Below are 15840 nucleotides of genomic sequence, written 5' to 3'. Positions count from 1 at the left end.
TTGGGAGCAAAAAATGGCTGCGGAAAAGATTACAAGAAATTTTATATACTCAGGAAAATTTGTGACGAACTTCCCAGCGCTGGAAGAATTATCGGTAGCAGAAAAAGCGTTAAATGAAAAAGACATCGTATTTTTAATTTCATTGAGCGGCAATAATGAACGGATTGTCAATATAGCAAAGGATTTTAAAAGAAGAAATATAAAAATGGTCAGCATCACACAATTTGGGACAAACAAATTGGCCGGCATTTCAACATACAATCTTTATTACTATGCATCCGAGTTTCATAAACCACGGCACAGAAGCATTGTCAGCTTATACATTCTGGTTGAACTTTTTTCCCTGCATTACAAGCTGTTTACTGAGCAATTGGAAAACGGGGGCTTGCAAAATGGATAAAATAAGAAGGTTTGTTGGAAATGAAACGAAAATATTTAATATAATGATTGCATTGTTTTTTCTCGTCCCTGTTTTTTATATGATTTATTTATGTGTGATTGTTGCCATATATCCAACATCTTTTAAAGAACTGTTTTCAAGCAGCCCTTTTGCTGCTGTCATGCTGATCGCTTCCTGCCTTGATCTGCTGATGGGGTATTATCTGTATCATCTTAAAGTTCATTTAAATCATCATGACCTTTTTATGCTGGCTATTTACTTATCGGCGTTGCTCCAGCTTTTGTTGGGGAATCTTTTAATTGCCTTTTTTATTGTACTATTGATTTTATCTTCTCCAAATAAAAAAATTAAGTTATCCAATTTAAGAAATGATGCCAGCTATTTATCAATGCTTGGAGCTTTTCTTGTAATGTATATGTTTTGTGATTTTGTTTTGCTTAAATTAATGATTTAGAAAGTAGGGAACCGATATGCTCAACTTTTTAAAAAAGAAAAAGAGCCAAACAGTAGGCTTGGTTGCGCCTGCAAGCGGCCATTTAGTACCAATAACTGAAGTAAATGATCCGGTTTTTTCCACAAAGATGATGGGAGATGGATTTGCCGTAATACCAGCGGCCGGAGAAGTCAGAAGCCCGGTATCCGGAAAAATTTTGAGCGTTTTTGACACAAAACATGCCATTAGTATTCAGACAGATAATGGGCTGGAAGTATTGGTGCATCTGGGAATTGATACGGTAGAACTTAAGGGGGCGCCTTTTAAGGTATATGTAAATGAAAATGATACGGTCCAAGCTGGTGATAAAATTGCCGATATGGACTTATCCGCACTGAAAGCAGCTGGAAAGGATAACAGTGTAATGGTTATCTTTACAAATTCCAACAGTATTTTGGATTTTACGATTTCAGCAAATGGCAAAGTGAGTGCGGGGCATGAGATCGGAAAAGTTGAATTAAAATAGAGGGCCGGGATCAGCCTGCCCAGGAATATAGCAAATAGAAACGATAACTTAAATCCGCGAGCAAATTTTTCTAAGCATTAAAAGCGGACACAGAAAGAATGCCAATGCATATTTTAAAAAGGCAGGGAATATCCCTGCCTGCCATAATATGGTTACTTTTCTTCCTTCCCCGGCACAATGCAGCTTCCATCTGCACAGGCAACGTCTTCTTCGGTGGACAGGTCTTGCAGCACCGGCGCTGCGGCTTCTTCCTGCCATACTTTCTGAAGGGCGCTTGTAAAGGTTTCGAGCGGCTGGGCGCCGGAGATGGCGTATTTTTGGTTGAGAATAAAAAACGGGACGCCGGTGATGCCGTATTGCTGGGCAACCGCTTCGTCAATGCGCACATCATTTAAGTAAGCATTCTGATCCTCTAGGACGTCCAATGCTTTTTCGCGGCCAAGCCCTGCCGATTCGGCGATATTGGCGAGTGTATCATGATCCCCGATATATTGGCCTTCCGTAAAATATGCCCGGAAAAGTTTCTCGGAGAGCTCCGCTGCTTTTCCCTCCGAAGCTGCAAACTTTGCCAGACGGTGTGCATCCAGCGTATTCGTCGGCTTCATGTTGTCAAAATCATAACGAAGCCCGACGCTTGCCGCCTGTTCACCGATGCCGTGGTTTGCCTGTTTTGCTTCTTCCATGCTGATGCCGTATTTTTCAGCAATCGCTTCGTGGATATTTTTGCCGATGCCTTTTCCGGCAGCAGGGTCAAGTTCAAAAGCTTTAAATTCAACTTCCACCTGGTCTCGGTGCGGAAATTGTGCCAGCGCCATTTCCAAACGCCGTTTTCCAATATAGCAAAATGGGCAGACAAAGTCAGACCAAACTTCTATTTTCATTTAAACACCTCATCTCATTGATTACCTATCGTATCATAAAAAGCGTTCATCTAAAAAAATTCTGCTCAAGCAATCGGGTTTTGACACCATGGAAAAATGAACTAAAATTGTACTATGCTTGTAGTCAAAAGCCGGAAAGGAAAACTGCAGCAATGGCCGAGAAAAAACAATTCGAAGTGCTGGAAAATGAGACCATTTCCGACTGCCTTGCAAGGATGGAAAAAGAAAGGTTTTCAGCCGGTAAGAAGAATTGAAAAACCGGTTTTCCGGGAAGTAATCAAAAACGGAAAAAAAGAGTACGAACCGGTTGCGAGGAAGATTTTATTCGAAGGAAGAAAATCCGAACATTAGAAAACAGCAATAATATAATGTTCGATTATTCGTTGACAGCATTTGATGTCCCTGTTAAGATAATAATACAAAGTTGAATACAACCCTCATATATAATGGGAATATGGCCCATACGTCTCTACCCGGTTACCGTAAATAACCGGACTATGAGGGAAAGTGGAAATTGGGAATCACAAGGTTTTCAATGTTTATTTGTGCTGCATCCCGGATGGACTGCTTTCTCTCAAAAAAGGGCGGGCGGATCTGTCCGGGGTTTTTTATTGTAGATAAGAACGTGGAGGGATACAGGTGGCAATCGAAGTCGGCGTCATCATGGGCAGCATTTCGGATTGGGATACGATGAAACATGCTTGCAGTGTGCTGGATGAGCTTGAAGTGCCTTACGAGAAAAAAGTCGTATCCGCGCACCGTACGCCGGATCTGATGTTTCAATATGCAGAAGAGGCAAGAAGCAGGGGAATCAAAGTCATTATTGCAGGTGCAGGCGGCGCGGCGCATCTGCCAGGGATGGTCGCAGCAAAAACGACGCTGCCGGTCATCGGGGTTCCGGTCCAGTCAAAAGCGTTAAATGGCCTTGACTCTTTGCTCTCCATTGTGCAGATGCCGGGAGGGGTTCCGGTCGCAACGGTGGCAATCGGCAAAGCAGGCGCAACGAATGCCGGCCTGCTCGCAGCGCAGATTTTATCAACCACGAATGAAACGATTGCCGGACGACTCGAACAAAGGCGGGAAAAACTTGCCCAAATCGTGTATGAAAGCAGTGATCAACTTGAGTAGGGAAATGATTCAGCCGGGGAGCACCATCGGCATTATCGGCGGCGGCCAGCTGGGGAAAATGATGGCTCTTGCCGCAAAAGAAGCGGGTTTCCGGATCATCGTCCTTGATCCAACTCCGAATTGCCCGTGCGCGCAAGTCGCGGACGATCAAGTGATCGCGGCTTACGATGATGAAGCGGCATTAAGGCAGCTTGGGGCACGGTGCGATGTCATCACTTATGAATTTGAAAATATCGACTATGAAACTTTGAAAAAAACAGCCGAATCCGCTCATGTGCCGCAGGGGGCGGAACTGATCCGAGTCACGCAGAACCGCATCTATGAAAAAGATGCCGTTACGAAAGCCGGCGTCCGGGTCGCACCGTACAAAGTGGTCCAAAATGAAGCTGATTTAAAAGCAGCGGTGGCAGAAATCGGCTATCCATGTATTTTAAAAACGGCGCGCGGCGGTTATGATGGAAAAGGGCAGGTGACGCTGCGGGACGAAAAGAGCCTCACGGAAACGAGGCCGTTGCTTGTCCACGGCGCATGTGTCCTCGAAAAAATGATAGATTTTGCAAAAGAACTTTCTGTCATCATCACCCGGAATGAAGCAGGGGAAACGAGCCTTTTTCCGGTGGTTGAAAACATCCATCATGACCATATTTTGCACAAAACGATTGCTCCGGCCAGAGTGGATGGCGCGGTACAAGAAGAGGTGCAGCAAATTGCCCTGCAGGTGGCGGAATCGCTGAACCTTGTCGGGACGCTGGCAGTCGAGATGTTTTTGGAAGCAGACGGTACGATTTATGTCAATGAACTGGCGCCGCGCCCGCATAATTCCGGGCACTACTCGATTGAAGCATGCTCGATTTCACAGTTCGGCCAGCATATCCGCGCGATCTGCAACTGGCCGCTTCGAAAAGTGGAGCTGCTGAAGCCGGCTGTGATGGTCAATCTGCTCGGGCAGCATCTGGAAAAAGCTGTTGGACAAATCCCTTACCAGCCGGAATGGTCAGTCCATATTTACGGAAAAAAAGAAGCGAAATACCAGCGGAAAATGGGCCATATTACGGTACTTACGGATGAAATCGAAGAAACCCTGCTTTCCCTTGAAAAAAGCGGTGTATGGCAGGATGTACAGAAACGATCGGAGGCAGCTGTGAATGATTGAACGGTACACAAGGCCCGAAATGGGCGCAATCTGGACAGACGAAAACAAATACAAAGCCTGGCTGGAAGTTGAGATCCTTGCCTGTGAAGCATGGGCCGAGCTGGGCGAAATTCCGAAAGCAGATGTTCAAAAAATCCGTGAAAATGCCAAATTTGATGTGAAAAGAATTTTAGAAATCGAGCAGGAAACGCGCCATGATGTTGTTGCGTTTACAAGGGCAGTTTCGGAATCGCTCGGCGAGGAAAGAAAATGGGTGCATTACGGGCTGACGTCGACTGATGTGGTGGATACGGCGCTTTCCTATCTGCTCAAGCAGGCAAATGAGATTATTGAAAAAGACCTTGAAAGTTTTATCAGGATTTTAAAACAAAAAGCGATCGAACATAAATATACCGTTATGATGGGGAGAACCCACGGCGTCCATGCGGAACCGACGACTTTCGGTTTAAAAATGGCCCTTTGGCACGAAGAAATGAAACGGAACCTGGAGCGCTTCAGGCAGGCGGCGGACGGCATCCGATACGGAAAGATTTCCGGCGCTGTCGGGACTTACGCAAACATCGACCCGTTCGTTGAGAAATATGTGTGCGGAAAACTGGGGCTAAAGCCGGCGCCGATTTCGACACAGACGCTGCAGCGCGACCGCCATGCTTACTATATGGCGACCTTGTCTTTGATTGCAACATCCATCGAAAAATTTGCAACTGAAATCAGAGGGCTGCAAAAAAGCGAAACCCGCGAAGTCGAAGAATTTTTCAGCAAAGGCCAAAAAGGCTCTTCCGCCATGCCGCATAAACGCAACCCGATCGGCTCGGAAAATATGACCGGGATGGCGAGGGTGCTACGCGGCTACATGGTCACGGCTTATGAAAATGTCGCCCTCTGGCATGAACGCGACATTTCCCACTCTTCCGCAGAACGGATTATTTTGCCTGATGCGACCATTGCCATCAATTATATGCTGAACCGGTTCGGCAATATCGTAAAAAATTTAACGGTATTCCCGGAAAACATGAAGCGGAATATGGAAAAAACGTTGGGCCTCATTTATTCGCAGCGGGTGCTGCTTGCTTTAATTGATAAAGGCATGACTCGCGAAGCCGCGTACGATACCGTGCAGCCGAAAGCGATGGAGTCATGGGAAAAGCAGGTGCCTTTTAAGGAACTGCTGAAAAAAGACCCGGTCATCCAAAGCAAGCTGACGGAAGCGGAACTCGATGATTGCTTTGACTACCATTACCATTTGAAACATGTCGACACGATTTTTGACCGCTTGGGATTGCAGTGAACCCGGGAAGGACTGCCGGGTTTGGAAATCCGGCCCGGCGCCTTCATCCATTTTAAAGGAGGCAGAAGCATGCTTGTATACGAAGGGAAAGCGAAACGGTTATATGAAACGGAAAATCCGGATGTGCTGCGGGTCGAATACAAAGATTCTGCAACGGCTTTTAACGGCGTGAAAAAAGCGGAAATCGAAGGCAAAGGGCAGCTGAACAATGAAATTTCGAGCCTGATTTTTCAAAGGCTGGAAGAAAAAGGGGTCGAAAGCCATTTTATCCGCAAAATTTCCGGTCGTGAACAGCTGGTGCGCCGCGTCTCGATCATTCCGCTTGAAGTGGTTGTCCGCAATGTTGTGGCCGGGAGCCTGGCGAAACGGCTCGGCATAGAAGAAGGAACCGCGATAAAGGAGCCGATTGTGGAATTTTATTACAAAAACGACGAGTTTGGCGATCCGCTTATCACGGAAGACCACGTGCTTTTGCTCGGCATTGCAAGTTTGGAAGAATTGCAGTTTTTAAGGAAGCAGGCTTTAATCGTTAACGAAAGTTTGCAAGCTTTATTTTCGGAAGTAGGTGTCCGCCTCGTTGATTTCAAGCTAGAATTCGGGCGCGATCAAGAAGGAAAGATTCTTTTGGCGGATGAAATTTCCCCGGATACATGCAGGCTTTGGGACCGGGAAACGGACCGGAAACTCGATAAAGATGTATTCCGCCGGGATTTGGGCAGCTTAACGGAAGTTTACCAGGAAATCTTAAATCGCTTGAGAGGAGATATTTCGCATGTATAAGGTCAAAGTCTATGTCACACTGCGCGAGCGCGTATTGGATCCACAGGGGGCAGCCATTAAACAATCACTGGAGCATCTTGGCTACCGGGAAGTGAAGGAAGTGCGGGCCGGAAAATTCCTGGAACTTTTGGTGGAACCGTCCGGACGCGATTTGGATGCCATCATTCAGGAAGTGTGCGGGCGGGTGCTGGCAAACCCTGTCATCGAAGACTACCGCTATGAAATTGAGGAGTGTGTTGCTCCGTGAAGTTTGCTGTGATCGTATTTCCAGGGTCCAATTGTGACGTGGATATGTTTCATGCGATTCAAGATGCGCTTGGTGAAGAAGCGGAATACGTACGCCATGATGCGGACAATTTGGATGCATTTGACGGAATTTTACTGCCGGGTGGATTTTCTTACGGCGACTATTTGCGTTCCGGCGCGATTGCGCGTTTTTCACCGGTCATGCAGGCGGTCATCAAAGCGGCGGAGGAAGGAAAGCCAGTGCTTGGCGTCTGCAACGGGTTCCAGATTTTGCTGGAATCGGGGCTTTTGCCGGGTGCAATGCTCAGGAATGCCGGGTTGAAATTTGTTTGCAAAACCGTTTCGCTGCAGGTTGAAAATGCCTCCACGATGTTCACTTCCCTGTACGAAGAAGGGGAGACGATCCGCATTCCGGTTGCCCATGGCGAAGGGAATTATTACTGCGATGCCGAAACGCTCGAAAAGCTAAAAGAAAATGGGCAAATTGTGTTTACTTATCGGGACAATCCTAACGGAAGTATTGCCAATATTGCGGGAATTGTGAATGAAAAAGGCAATGTGCTCGGGATGATGCCCCATCCGGAGCGTGCTGTTGAAACATTGCTCGGAAGCCAGGACGGTCTGAAACTTTTTAAATCGATCGTAAAAAACTGGAGGGAATCCCATGCCGTTATTGCTTGAACCAAGCCCGGCCGAAATCAAAAGCCAAAAAATCTATCGTGAAATCGGACTGACCGATGAAGAATTTGCGCTGGTGGAAAATATCCTTGGCAGGACGCCAAACTATACGGAAATAGGGCTTTTCGCCGTCATGTGGTCGGAACATTGCAGCTACAAAAACTCAAAACCGGTTTTGAAAAAATTCCCCACAAAAGGCGAACGCGTCCTGCAGGGCCCGGGGGAAGGCGCGGGCATTATCGATATCGGCGATGGGCTCGCCGTCGTGTTTAAAATCGAAAGCCATAACCATCCATCTGCGATTGAACCGTACCAGGGTGCGGCAACTGGCGTTGGCGGGATTATCCGCGATGTGTTTTCGATGGGGGCAAGGCCGATCGCGCTCCTCAATTCTTTGCGCTTCGGTGAACTCGACTCTCCTCGCGTCAAGCATCTTTTTAAAGAAGTGGTGGCCGGCATCGCAGGTTACGGCAACTGCATCGGTATCCCGACAGTCGGGGGGGAAGTTGCATTTGACCCTTGCTATGACGGCAATCCGCTTGTCAATGCGATGTGCGTCGGTCTGATTGCACATAAAGATATCCAAAAAGGACAGGCGCGCGGCATCGGCAATACGGTCATGTATGTCGGCGCAAAAACAGGGCGTGACGGGATCCACGGTGCGACTTTTGCTTCCGAACAGCTCAGCGAAGCTTCGGATGAAAAACGCCCGGCAGTCCAGGTCGGCGATCCGTTTATGGAAAAGCTGCTGTTGGAAGCATGCCTCGAACTCGTCCACAATGATGCGCTTGTCGGGATTCAGGACATGGGCGCCGCTGGATTAATCTCCTCTTCGTCGGAAATGGCAAGCAAAGCGGGTGTCGGTTTAGTCATGAACCTCGATCATGTCCCGCAGCGCGAAACCGGCATGACGCCGTACGAAATGATGCTGTCGGAATCGCAGGAACGGATGCTGATCGTTGTGAAAAAAGGACGGGAAGAGGAGATTATCCGCTTGTTCCAAAAATACGGGCTCGATGCTGTCGCGGTCGGCACGGTGACCGATGATAAAATGCTGAAATTGTACCACCACGGGGATCTTGTCGCGGAAGTGCCGGTCGATGCGCTTGTGGAAGATGCGCCCTTGTACCATAAACCGCCAAAAGAACCGGCTTATTTTTCGGCTTATCAGGCAATGAATCCGGCAATCCCGGATGTCGGCGACCTTCAGGAAACTTTTTTCCGGCTGTTGAAGCAGCCGACGATTGCGAGCAAGGAATGGGTGTATGAACAATACGATTACCAGGTGCGCACAAACACAGTCGTCGCACCGGGGTCGGATGCGGCGGTTGTCAGAATCCGCGGGACACGAAAAGCGCTCGCGATGACGACTGACTGCAATGCCCGATATGTGTATTTGGATCCGGAAACCGGCGGGAAAATTGCAGTGGCGGAAGCGGCGCGCAATATCATCTGTTCCGGAGCTCAGCCGCTCGGCATCACGGACTGTCTGAATTTCGGCGCCCCGGAAAAGCCGGAAATCTTCTGGCAGCTCGAAAAAGCGGCAGACGGCATGAGCGAAGCATGCCGTGAACTGGAAACCCCGGTCATCGGCGGAAATGTATCGCTTTACAATGAAACGTTGCAGAAAACGGAAGGAAAAGAAGCATCCGTCCAGGCCGTGTACCCGACGCCGGTTGTCGGCATGGTCGGGCTGATTGAAGATATCGGTCATATTACGACGCAAACGTTTAAACAGTTCGGGGATTTGATCTATCTGATCGGGGAGGCAAAACCGGAATTCGGCGGCAGCGAATTGCAAAAGTTTGTGGACGGTGTCATTTTCGGAAAACCGCCTGCCATTGATTTGGCAACCGAAGCGCGCCGTCAGCACCAGCTGCTTGTGGCGATCCAGTCCGGCCTCGTCCAAAGTGCACACGATCTTTCGGAAGGCGGCTTTGCAACGGCACTTGCCGAATGCCTGTTTGGAACAGAAGGTTTGGGGGCGGAAACCACTTTAAAAGGAAACCCGGTTGTTGCTTTATTTAGTGAAACCCAGTCGAGGTTTATTGTGTCTGTGAAAAAAGAACATCAGCAGGCTTTTGAAAGATTGCTGGAAGATGCGGTATGTATTGGAAAAGTTACAGATGATGAAAAGATCACGATAAAAGGGGAAAACGGCGAGACTTGGATTCAAGCAGGCAGGCAGGATTGTGAGAATGCCTGGAAAGGAGCTTTGGCATGCTTGCTGAAATAAAAGGATTAAACGAAGAATGCGGGATTTTCGCCATTTGGGGGCATAAAGAGGCGGCACAGCTGACGTATTATGGGCTCCACAGTCTGCAGCACAGGGGCCAGGAAGGAGCGGGCATTGTTGTCAAACAAAACGGCCGGTTAATCGGCAAAAAAGGGGAAGGGCTTGTGACCGAAGTATTTACAACCGAAACTTTCGAAGGGCTTAACGGGGATGCCGCCCTCGGCCACGTCCGCTATGCGACAGCCGGAGGGGGCGGGATTGAAAACGTCCAGCCGCTTCTGTTCCGTTCGCAAAACGGCAGCCTAGCGCTTGCCCATAACGGCAATCTTGTCAATGCGCATACGTTGAAGCACCAACTCGAAATGCAGGGCAGCATTTTCCAGACAACATCCGATACCGAAGTGCTCGCCCATTTAATGAAAAGGAGCGGTTACCGCACGATTAAAGAACAGATGAAAAGCGCGTTGACGATGTTAAAAGGGGCGTATGCTTTTGTCGTCATGACGGAAGATGAATTGCTTGTAGCCCTCGATCCGAACGGCTTGCGCCCGCTTTCGCTCGGACAGATCGGTGATGCTTACTGCGTCGCCTCGGAAACGTGCGCATTTGACATTGTCGGCGCCGAGTATATCCGCGACATCCGCCCGGGGGAACTTGTATCAATCAGCGACCATGGCATCGAGTCCGAGCACTATTCATATGCAACGTATCCTGCGATTTGCACAATGGAATATGTGTATTTTTCGCGCCCAGACAGCAATATCCACGGCATTAACGTCCATGCCGCCCGCAAAAATATGGGGAGACGGCTGGCGATACAGGCGGGCATTGAAGCGGATGTCGTGACAGGTGTGCCCGATTCAAGCATTTCGGCAGCGATAGGTTATGCGGAACAATCGGGCATCCCGTATGAAATGGGCCTGATCAAAAACCGTTACGTCGGGCGCACGTTCATCCAGCCGTCGCAGTCTTTGCGCGAGCAGGGCGTAAAAATGAAGCTTTCCCCAGTGCGCGCCATTGTGGAAGACAAACGAGTTATTATGGTAGATGATTCAATCGTGCGCGGGACGACAAGCAAAAGGATCGTTTCCATGCTCAGGGATGCCGGCGCAACGGAAGTGCATGTGTGCATCAGTTCGCCGCCGATGAAACATCCTTGTTTTTATGGCATCGATACGTCCACGCACGAAGAACTGATTGCCGCCAACCACAGTGTGGAAGAAATCCGCCAGATCATCGGAGCGGATTCGCTTACATTTTTAACAGTTGAAAATATGCTCGAAGCAATCGGCAGGCCGGCCATCAACGAAACTTGCGGCCAATGCCTCGCCTGCTTCACCGGCAACTATCCGACGGAAATCTATCCGGATACGGTGCTGCCGCATGAAAAAGAATTGATTAAAAAATAGCATTTTACGGAGGAGTCATATGTCAAACACATATCGGGATGCCGGCGTAGACATTGAAGCAGGCTATGAAGCGGTCAAACGGATGGAAAAACATGTTGCACGCACAAACCGGCCGGGGGTAATCAGCGGACTTGGCGGATTCGGCGGCGTGTTCGACCTTTCCGAACTCCATTACCGGCAGCCCGTCCTCGTTTCCGGAACGGATGGGGTCGGCACGAAATTGAAACTGGCATTTTTAATGGGCCGGCATGACACGATCGGCATTGACTGTGTTGCGATGTGCGTGAACGATATCGTTGTACAGGGGGCGGAACCGCTCTATTTTCTTGATTACATCGGTTGCGGTTCGGCTGATCCGGAGAAGATCGAGCAGATTGTAAAAGGCGTTGCGGAAGGGTGTGTGCAGGCGGGCTGCGCACTGATCGGCGGCGAAACGGCGGAAATGCCGGATTTGTATGCAAGGGAAGAATACGATCTCGCTGGTTTTGCCGTCGGCGCCTGTGAAAAAGACGCGCTTGTCACGGGGGAAAATATCCAGCCGGGGGATATGCTGATCGGCCTTGCTTCAAGCGGGATCCACAGCAACGGCTACTCGCTTGTCCGGAAAATTTTCCTAAAGGACCGCGGGCTGCCCCTGGATACGGTTCTCCCTGAGTTGGGAAAGCCACTTGGGGATGTGTTGTTAACCCCGACAAAAATTTATGTAAAACCTGTTTTAGAGGCATTAAGGAAATTTGAAATCAAAGGCATGGCACATATCACGGGAGGCGGTTTTTACGAAAACATACCACGCATGATGGACGGGGATCTCGGCGTTGAAATCATAACCGGTTCTTGGCCGGTGCCACCGGTTTTCACTGCCATTGAATCTTACGGTAAGATCAGCCGCGATGAAATGTTTCATGTTTTTAATATGGGGATCGGTTTTGTTCTGGCAGTGAATGCGGAAGATGCGCAAGCGGCCGTGGAATTTTTTAACGAATCGGGCGAACAGGCTTATGTGATCGGGAAAGTAACTAATACAGCAGGCGTCCGTTTTACAGCGGGGAGCGGTGAATATGCGTAAAATAGCTGTTTTCGCATCGGGGAGCGGCACGAATTTTCAGGCGATTGCCGATGCTGCCAAAAACGGGGAAATCGATGCCAGCGTTGAACTGATGGTGTGCGACCGTGAAGGGGCGAAGGTGATTAAGCGGGCCGCGAAAGAGAACATTCCGGCCTTTGTCTTTAATCCAAAAGCTTATCCGGATAAACAGGCGTACGAGCAGGAGATATTGGTACTTTTACAGAAGAAGGAAATTGAATGGATTGTGCTTGCCGGCTATATGCGGCTGATCGGCTCCGTGATCCTGGATGCGTACCCGCAAAAAATCGTCAATATCCATCCGTCTTTGCTGCCGGCTTTTCCGGGAAAAGATGCGATCGGGCAGGCGTTCGCGGCGGGCGTCAAAGTGACGGGTGTAACGGTCCATTATGTCGATGAAGGAATGGATACGGGTCCGATTATTGCCCAGGCGGCCGTCCCGGTGCTTGACGGGGACACGCCTGAAACATTGGCGGCAAGAATTCATGAAACAGAGCATGTGTTATATCCGAACGTGCTCAAAAAACTGTTTGCACAACAAACTAGCATGGAGGTTTTACTGGAATGAAAAGAGCTTTAATCAGTGTTTCGGACAAAACAGGGGTTGTGGAGTTTGCCAAAAATTTGAGCGGGCTCGGCTTTGAAATTTTATCAACAGGCGGCACGAAAAAAGCGCTGGAAGAAGCGGGGGTACCTGTCACAGGTGTCGAAAAAGTAACAGGATTTCCTGAAATTTTGGAAGGCAGGGTAAAAACGCTGCATCCGAATATCCACGGCGGGCTGTTGGCCAAACGCATCCCGGAACATGAAAAACAAATCCGGGAACACGGCATCAAGCCGATCGATCTGGTTTGCGTCAATCTTTACCCTTTCCAGCAGACGATCGCAAAACCGGATGTAACGGAAGAAGAGGCCATTGAAAACATTGATATCGGCGGGCCGTCGATGCTGCGTGCGGCCGCGAAAAATTTTGAATATGTCACGGTTGTCGTGGATGCAGCCGACTACAGCAAAGTCATTGATGAAATCAAAGAATACGGCGATGTGGCAAAAGAAACGAAAAAGGCGCTTGCTGCCAAAGTATTCCGCCACACGGCTGCGTATGATGCTTATATTGCCAATTATATGACGGAACGCGTTGGCGAAGAAAACCCGGAACGCGTCACCTTTACATATGAATTGAAACAAACGCTCCGTTACGGGGAAAACCCGCATCAAAAAGCGAGCTTTTACATCAATCCGCTCGGCTCGGAATTTTCGATCGCACATGCGAAGCAGCTGCACGGCAAAGAATTATCGTACAATAATATTCGCGATGCAGATGCTGCCCTGCAGATCGTAAAAGATTTTAAAGAACCGGCTGCAGTCGCTGTGAAGCATATGAACCCGTGCGGCATCGGTATCGGGGAAACGGCGCTTGAAGCATACAAAAAAGCGTATGAAGCAGATCCAAAATCGATTTTTGGCGGGATTGTCGCATTTAACCGCCCTGTTGACGTGGAAACAGCCAAACTGCTGCATGATATTTTCCTTGAAATTGTCATTGCCCCCTCATTTGATGATGAAGCTTTTGGAATTTTGGCGAGCAAAAAGAATATCCGCCTGCTGACGGTTCCTTTCTCGGATGTTCGCAAACCAGAAGAAATCATCACTTCCGTAGAAGGCGGGCTGCTGATCCAAGATCAGGATACATATACATTAGATGAGGCCCAAGTGAAAACTGTAACGAAACGAGTACCAACGGAGCAGGAATGGAAAGCATTGAAACTTGCCTGGAAAGTTGTGAAACATGTGAAATCAAATGCCATTGTCGTAACTGATACGGAAAAAACGCTCGGTGTAGGCGCCGGGCAGATGAACCGTGTCGGATCTGCTGAAATTGCGCTTGCCCAGGCCGGCGAAAAAGCGAAAGGTTCCGTCATGGCGTCCGATGCGTTCTTCCCGATGGATGATACCGTTGAAGCGGCTGCCAAAGCCGGCATCACTGCCATCATCCAGCCGGGCGGCTCAATCCGCGACGCAGACTCGATTAAAAAAGCCGACGAATACGGCATTGCCATGGTCTTCACCGGTATCAGGCACTTTAAACATTAATGTAGAAAAGCGGAGGCGACTGCCCATCGGTGCACGGATTTCAGGCCTTTCGACTGAGATAAAGGAAACACGGCGAGGCAACGAGCCGATGCCTGCTTATCGTAGGGAGAAGGACAAGAAACACTCCAGCCGATAGGCGCCGGAGCTGGATAAATAGAAAAGTGAAGGCGCTCCGGCCAGCCTCCGCAATCAACAGTCAGGAAAGTTTACGAATCTATAGACAGGATAAAGGGGCCACGATAAAATGAAAGTACTTGTAATTGGGAGCGGAGGCCGCGAGCATGCGGTCTGCCAAAAAATTGCAGAAAGCCCGCTTGCCGATAAAGTTTATTGCGCGCCGGGCAACGGTGGTATCGCGAATATTGCCGAAACGGTTCCGATTCATGAAATGGATATCGTTTCCTTGGTTGCTTTTGCAAAAGAAAAGGGCATCGATTTGACGGTTGTCGGCCCGGAAGCCCCGTTAAGCGCGGGGATTGTGGATGAATTCCAAAATGCCGGCCTGAAAATTTTCGGACCGACCCAAAAGGCGGCAAGAATTGAAAGCAGCAAAGCTTTTGCAAAAGAATTGATGCAAAAATATGAGATCCCGACCGCGGATTACCGCTTGTTTTCCAGCTATGAAGAAGCGGAACGATATATTGAAGAAAAAGGCGCTCCAATCGTCATCAAAGCTGACGGGCTGGCAGCGGGGAAAGGCGTTACCGTGGCGATGTCTTTGGAAGAAGCACGGGAAGCGCTACGTGCCGCTCTGCTCGAGCAAAAATTCGGGGATGCCTCCAAGCAAGTGGTCGTAGAAGAATTTTTGGAAGGGGAAGAGTTTTCCCTGATGGCGTTCGTCAATGGAGAAAATGTTTTTCCGATGGTGATCGCGCGCGATCATAAGCGTGCCTATAACGGCGACAAAGGCCCGAATACAGGCGGGATGGGCGCCTACTCCCCGGTTCCGCAAATTCCCGATGAAGAAGTGGAAAAGGCGGTGGCAGGCATTTTACGGCCGGCCGCGAAAGCACTGGCACAAGAAGGCAGCCCGTTTACAGGGGTTTTGTATGCAGGGTTGATCCTTACCCGGAGCGGCGTGAAAGTGATCGAGTTTAACGCCCGTTTTGGCGACCCGGAGACACAGGTAGTGCTTGAACGGCTCAAATCCGATTTGGTACAGATTGTGCTTGACCTTTTACATGGAAAAACACCGGACATCCAATGGAGCCCGGATGCGGTTTTGGGCGTTGTCATTGCGTCAAACGGCTATCCCGGCCATTATGAAAAAGGCGTGCCGCTTCCCACGCTTGCGCCGCTGGAGTCCTTCGTTTTTCACTCCGGTACGCGGGTTGCGGACGGCAGGCTCGTTTCCAACGGTGGCAGGGTCCTTTTTATCGGTAGAAAGGCCCGCACGCTGGAAGAGGCAAGGAAACAACTGTATAACGAATTAGACGGCTTGAATTTTGAAGGGTTTTTCTACCGGAATGATATTGGCAAGAGAAAATAGGCTTTACGCCCCGGA

At 49.2% G+C, this 15840-nt stretch carries 16 protein-coding genes, 1 pseudogene and 1 riboswitch; of the genes and pseudogenes, 16 read left to right on the top strand and 1 reads right to left on the bottom strand.

What is annotated here, in order from left to right; genetic code table 11:
• The 3 genes from GBH70_RS11360 to GBH70_RS11350 all read left to right on the top strand — a co-directional run.
• The coding region (locus tag GBH70_RS11360; RefSeq protein WP_151681157.1) for an SIS domain-containing protein at positions 1 to 400 on the top strand (400 nt) is incomplete at its 5' end.
• Positions 393 to 854, top strand: coding sequence for a hypothetical protein (locus GBH70_RS11355; protein ID WP_151681156.1), 462 nt, complete (start codon positions 393 to 395; stop codon positions 852 to 854). The genes GBH70_RS11360 and GBH70_RS11355, both read left to right, overlap by 8 nt.
• Positions 855 to 870: 16 nt before the next feature.
• Positions 871 to 1359, top strand: coding sequence for a PTS sugar transporter subunit IIA (locus tag GBH70_RS11350; protein WP_151681155.1), 489 nt, complete (start codon positions 871 to 873; stop codon positions 1357 to 1359).
• 152 nt (positions 1360 to 1511) lie between these two features.
• Here GBH70_RS11350 and GBH70_RS11345 read toward each other — a convergent pair whose 3' ends face one another.
• Complete coding sequence (locus tag GBH70_RS11345) at positions 1512 to 2240, bottom strand: DsbA family oxidoreductase (protein WP_151681154.1); 729 nt, start codon at positions 2238 to 2240, stop codon at positions 1512 to 1514.
• A gap of 152 nt (positions 2241 to 2392) precedes the next feature.
• Here GBH70_RS11345 and GBH70_RS11340 point away from each other — a divergent pair.
• The 13 genes and pseudogenes from GBH70_RS11340 (at position 2393) to purD (ending at position 15825) form a co-directional block, all read left to right on the top strand.
• A pseudogene (locus GBH70_RS11340) lies at positions 2393 to 2591 on the top strand (NETI motif-containing protein).
• A 66-nt stretch (positions 2592 to 2657) separates the two neighbouring features.
• Positions 2658 to 2758, top strand: a riboswitch (purine riboswitch).
• Positions 2759 to 2903: 145 nt separating this feature from the next.
• Positions 2904 to 3368, top strand: coding sequence for a 5-(carboxyamino)imidazole ribonucleotide mutase (gene purE / locus GBH70_RS11335; RefSeq protein WP_371862177.1), 465 nt, complete (start codon positions 2904 to 2906; stop codon positions 3366 to 3368).
• Positions 3361 to 4521 carry a 5-(carboxyamino)imidazole ribonucleotide synthase gene (gene purK, locus GBH70_RS11330; protein ID WP_151681152.1) on the top strand — a complete coding sequence of 387 codons (1161 nt, stop codon included), beginning with the start codon at positions 3361 to 3363 and terminating at the stop codon, positions 4519 to 4521. The genes purE and purK overlap by 8 nt, the downstream gene beginning before the upstream one ends.
• Positions 4514 to 5809 (top strand): adenylosuccinate lyase, encoded by a 1296-nt coding sequence (purB, locus tag GBH70_RS11325; protein WP_151681151.1) that lies wholly within the window; start codon positions 4514 to 4516, stop codon positions 5807 to 5809. The genes purK and purB overlap by 8 nt, the downstream gene beginning before the upstream one ends.
• A gap of 69 nt (positions 5810 to 5878) precedes the next feature.
• Positions 5879 to 6589 carry a phosphoribosylaminoimidazolesuccinocarboxamide synthase gene (purC, locus tag GBH70_RS11320; protein ID WP_151681150.1) on the top strand — a complete coding sequence of 237 codons (711 nt, stop codon included), beginning with the start codon at positions 5879 to 5881 and terminating at the stop codon, positions 6587 to 6589.
• On the top strand, positions 6582 to 6836 hold the full coding sequence (purS, locus tag GBH70_RS11315) for a phosphoribosylformylglycinamidine synthase subunit PurS (RefSeq protein ID WP_151681149.1): 255 nt from the start codon (positions 6582 to 6584) through the stop codon (positions 6834 to 6836). Before purC ends, purS begins: the two co-directional genes overlap by 8 nt.
• Positions 6833 to 7516 (top strand): phosphoribosylformylglycinamidine synthase subunit PurQ, encoded by a 684-nt coding sequence (gene purQ / locus GBH70_RS11310; RefSeq protein WP_151681148.1) that lies wholly within the window; start codon positions 6833 to 6835, stop codon positions 7514 to 7516. Before purS ends, purQ begins: the two co-directional genes overlap by 4 nt.
• Complete coding sequence (purL, locus tag GBH70_RS11305; protein ID WP_151681147.1) at positions 7500 to 9749, top strand: phosphoribosylformylglycinamidine synthase subunit PurL; 2250 nt, start codon at positions 7500 to 7502, stop codon at positions 9747 to 9749. The genes purQ and purL overlap by 17 nt, the downstream gene beginning before the upstream one ends.
• On the top strand, positions 9734 to 11158 hold the full coding sequence (purF, locus tag GBH70_RS11300; protein ID WP_151681146.1) for an amidophosphoribosyltransferase: 1425 nt from the start codon (positions 9734 to 9736) through the stop codon (positions 11156 to 11158). Before purL ends, purF begins: the two co-directional genes overlap by 16 nt.
• A gap of 19 nt (positions 11159 to 11177) precedes the next feature.
• Positions 11178 to 12224 carry a phosphoribosylformylglycinamidine cyclo-ligase gene (gene purM / locus GBH70_RS11295; protein ID WP_151681145.1) on the top strand — a complete coding sequence of 349 codons (1047 nt, stop codon included), beginning with the start codon at positions 11178 to 11180 and terminating at the stop codon, positions 12222 to 12224.
• Entirely contained in the window at positions 12217 to 12810 is a 594-nt protein-coding gene (gene purN / locus GBH70_RS11290) for a phosphoribosylglycinamide formyltransferase (RefSeq protein ID WP_151681144.1), read from the top strand. Before purM ends, purN begins: the two co-directional genes overlap by 8 nt.
• A complete protein-coding gene (purH, locus tag GBH70_RS11285) occupies positions 12807 to 14336 on the top strand; it encodes a bifunctional phosphoribosylaminoimidazolecarboxamide formyltransferase/IMP cyclohydrolase (RefSeq protein WP_151681143.1) in 1530 nt (509 codons plus the stop codon). Before purN ends, purH begins: the two co-directional genes overlap by 4 nt.
• A 244-nt stretch (positions 14337 to 14580) precedes the next feature.
• The gene (purD, locus tag GBH70_RS11280) at positions 14581 to 15825 is read left to right on the top strand and encodes a phosphoribosylamine--glycine ligase (protein ID WP_151681142.1); all 1245 of its coding nucleotides are present in this window, start codon (positions 14581 to 14583) and stop codon (positions 15823 to 15825) included.
• The last annotated feature ends 15 nt before the right edge of the window (positions 15826 to 15840 follow it).

The organism is Weizmannia acidilactici (assembly GCF_008974225.1).
GTDB lineage: Bacteria > Bacillota > Bacilli > Bacillales > Bacillaceae_C > Weizmannia > Weizmannia acidilactici.
Note: the sequence above shows the minus strand (reverse complement) of the source record. Positions and strands in the feature narration are given on the sequence as shown.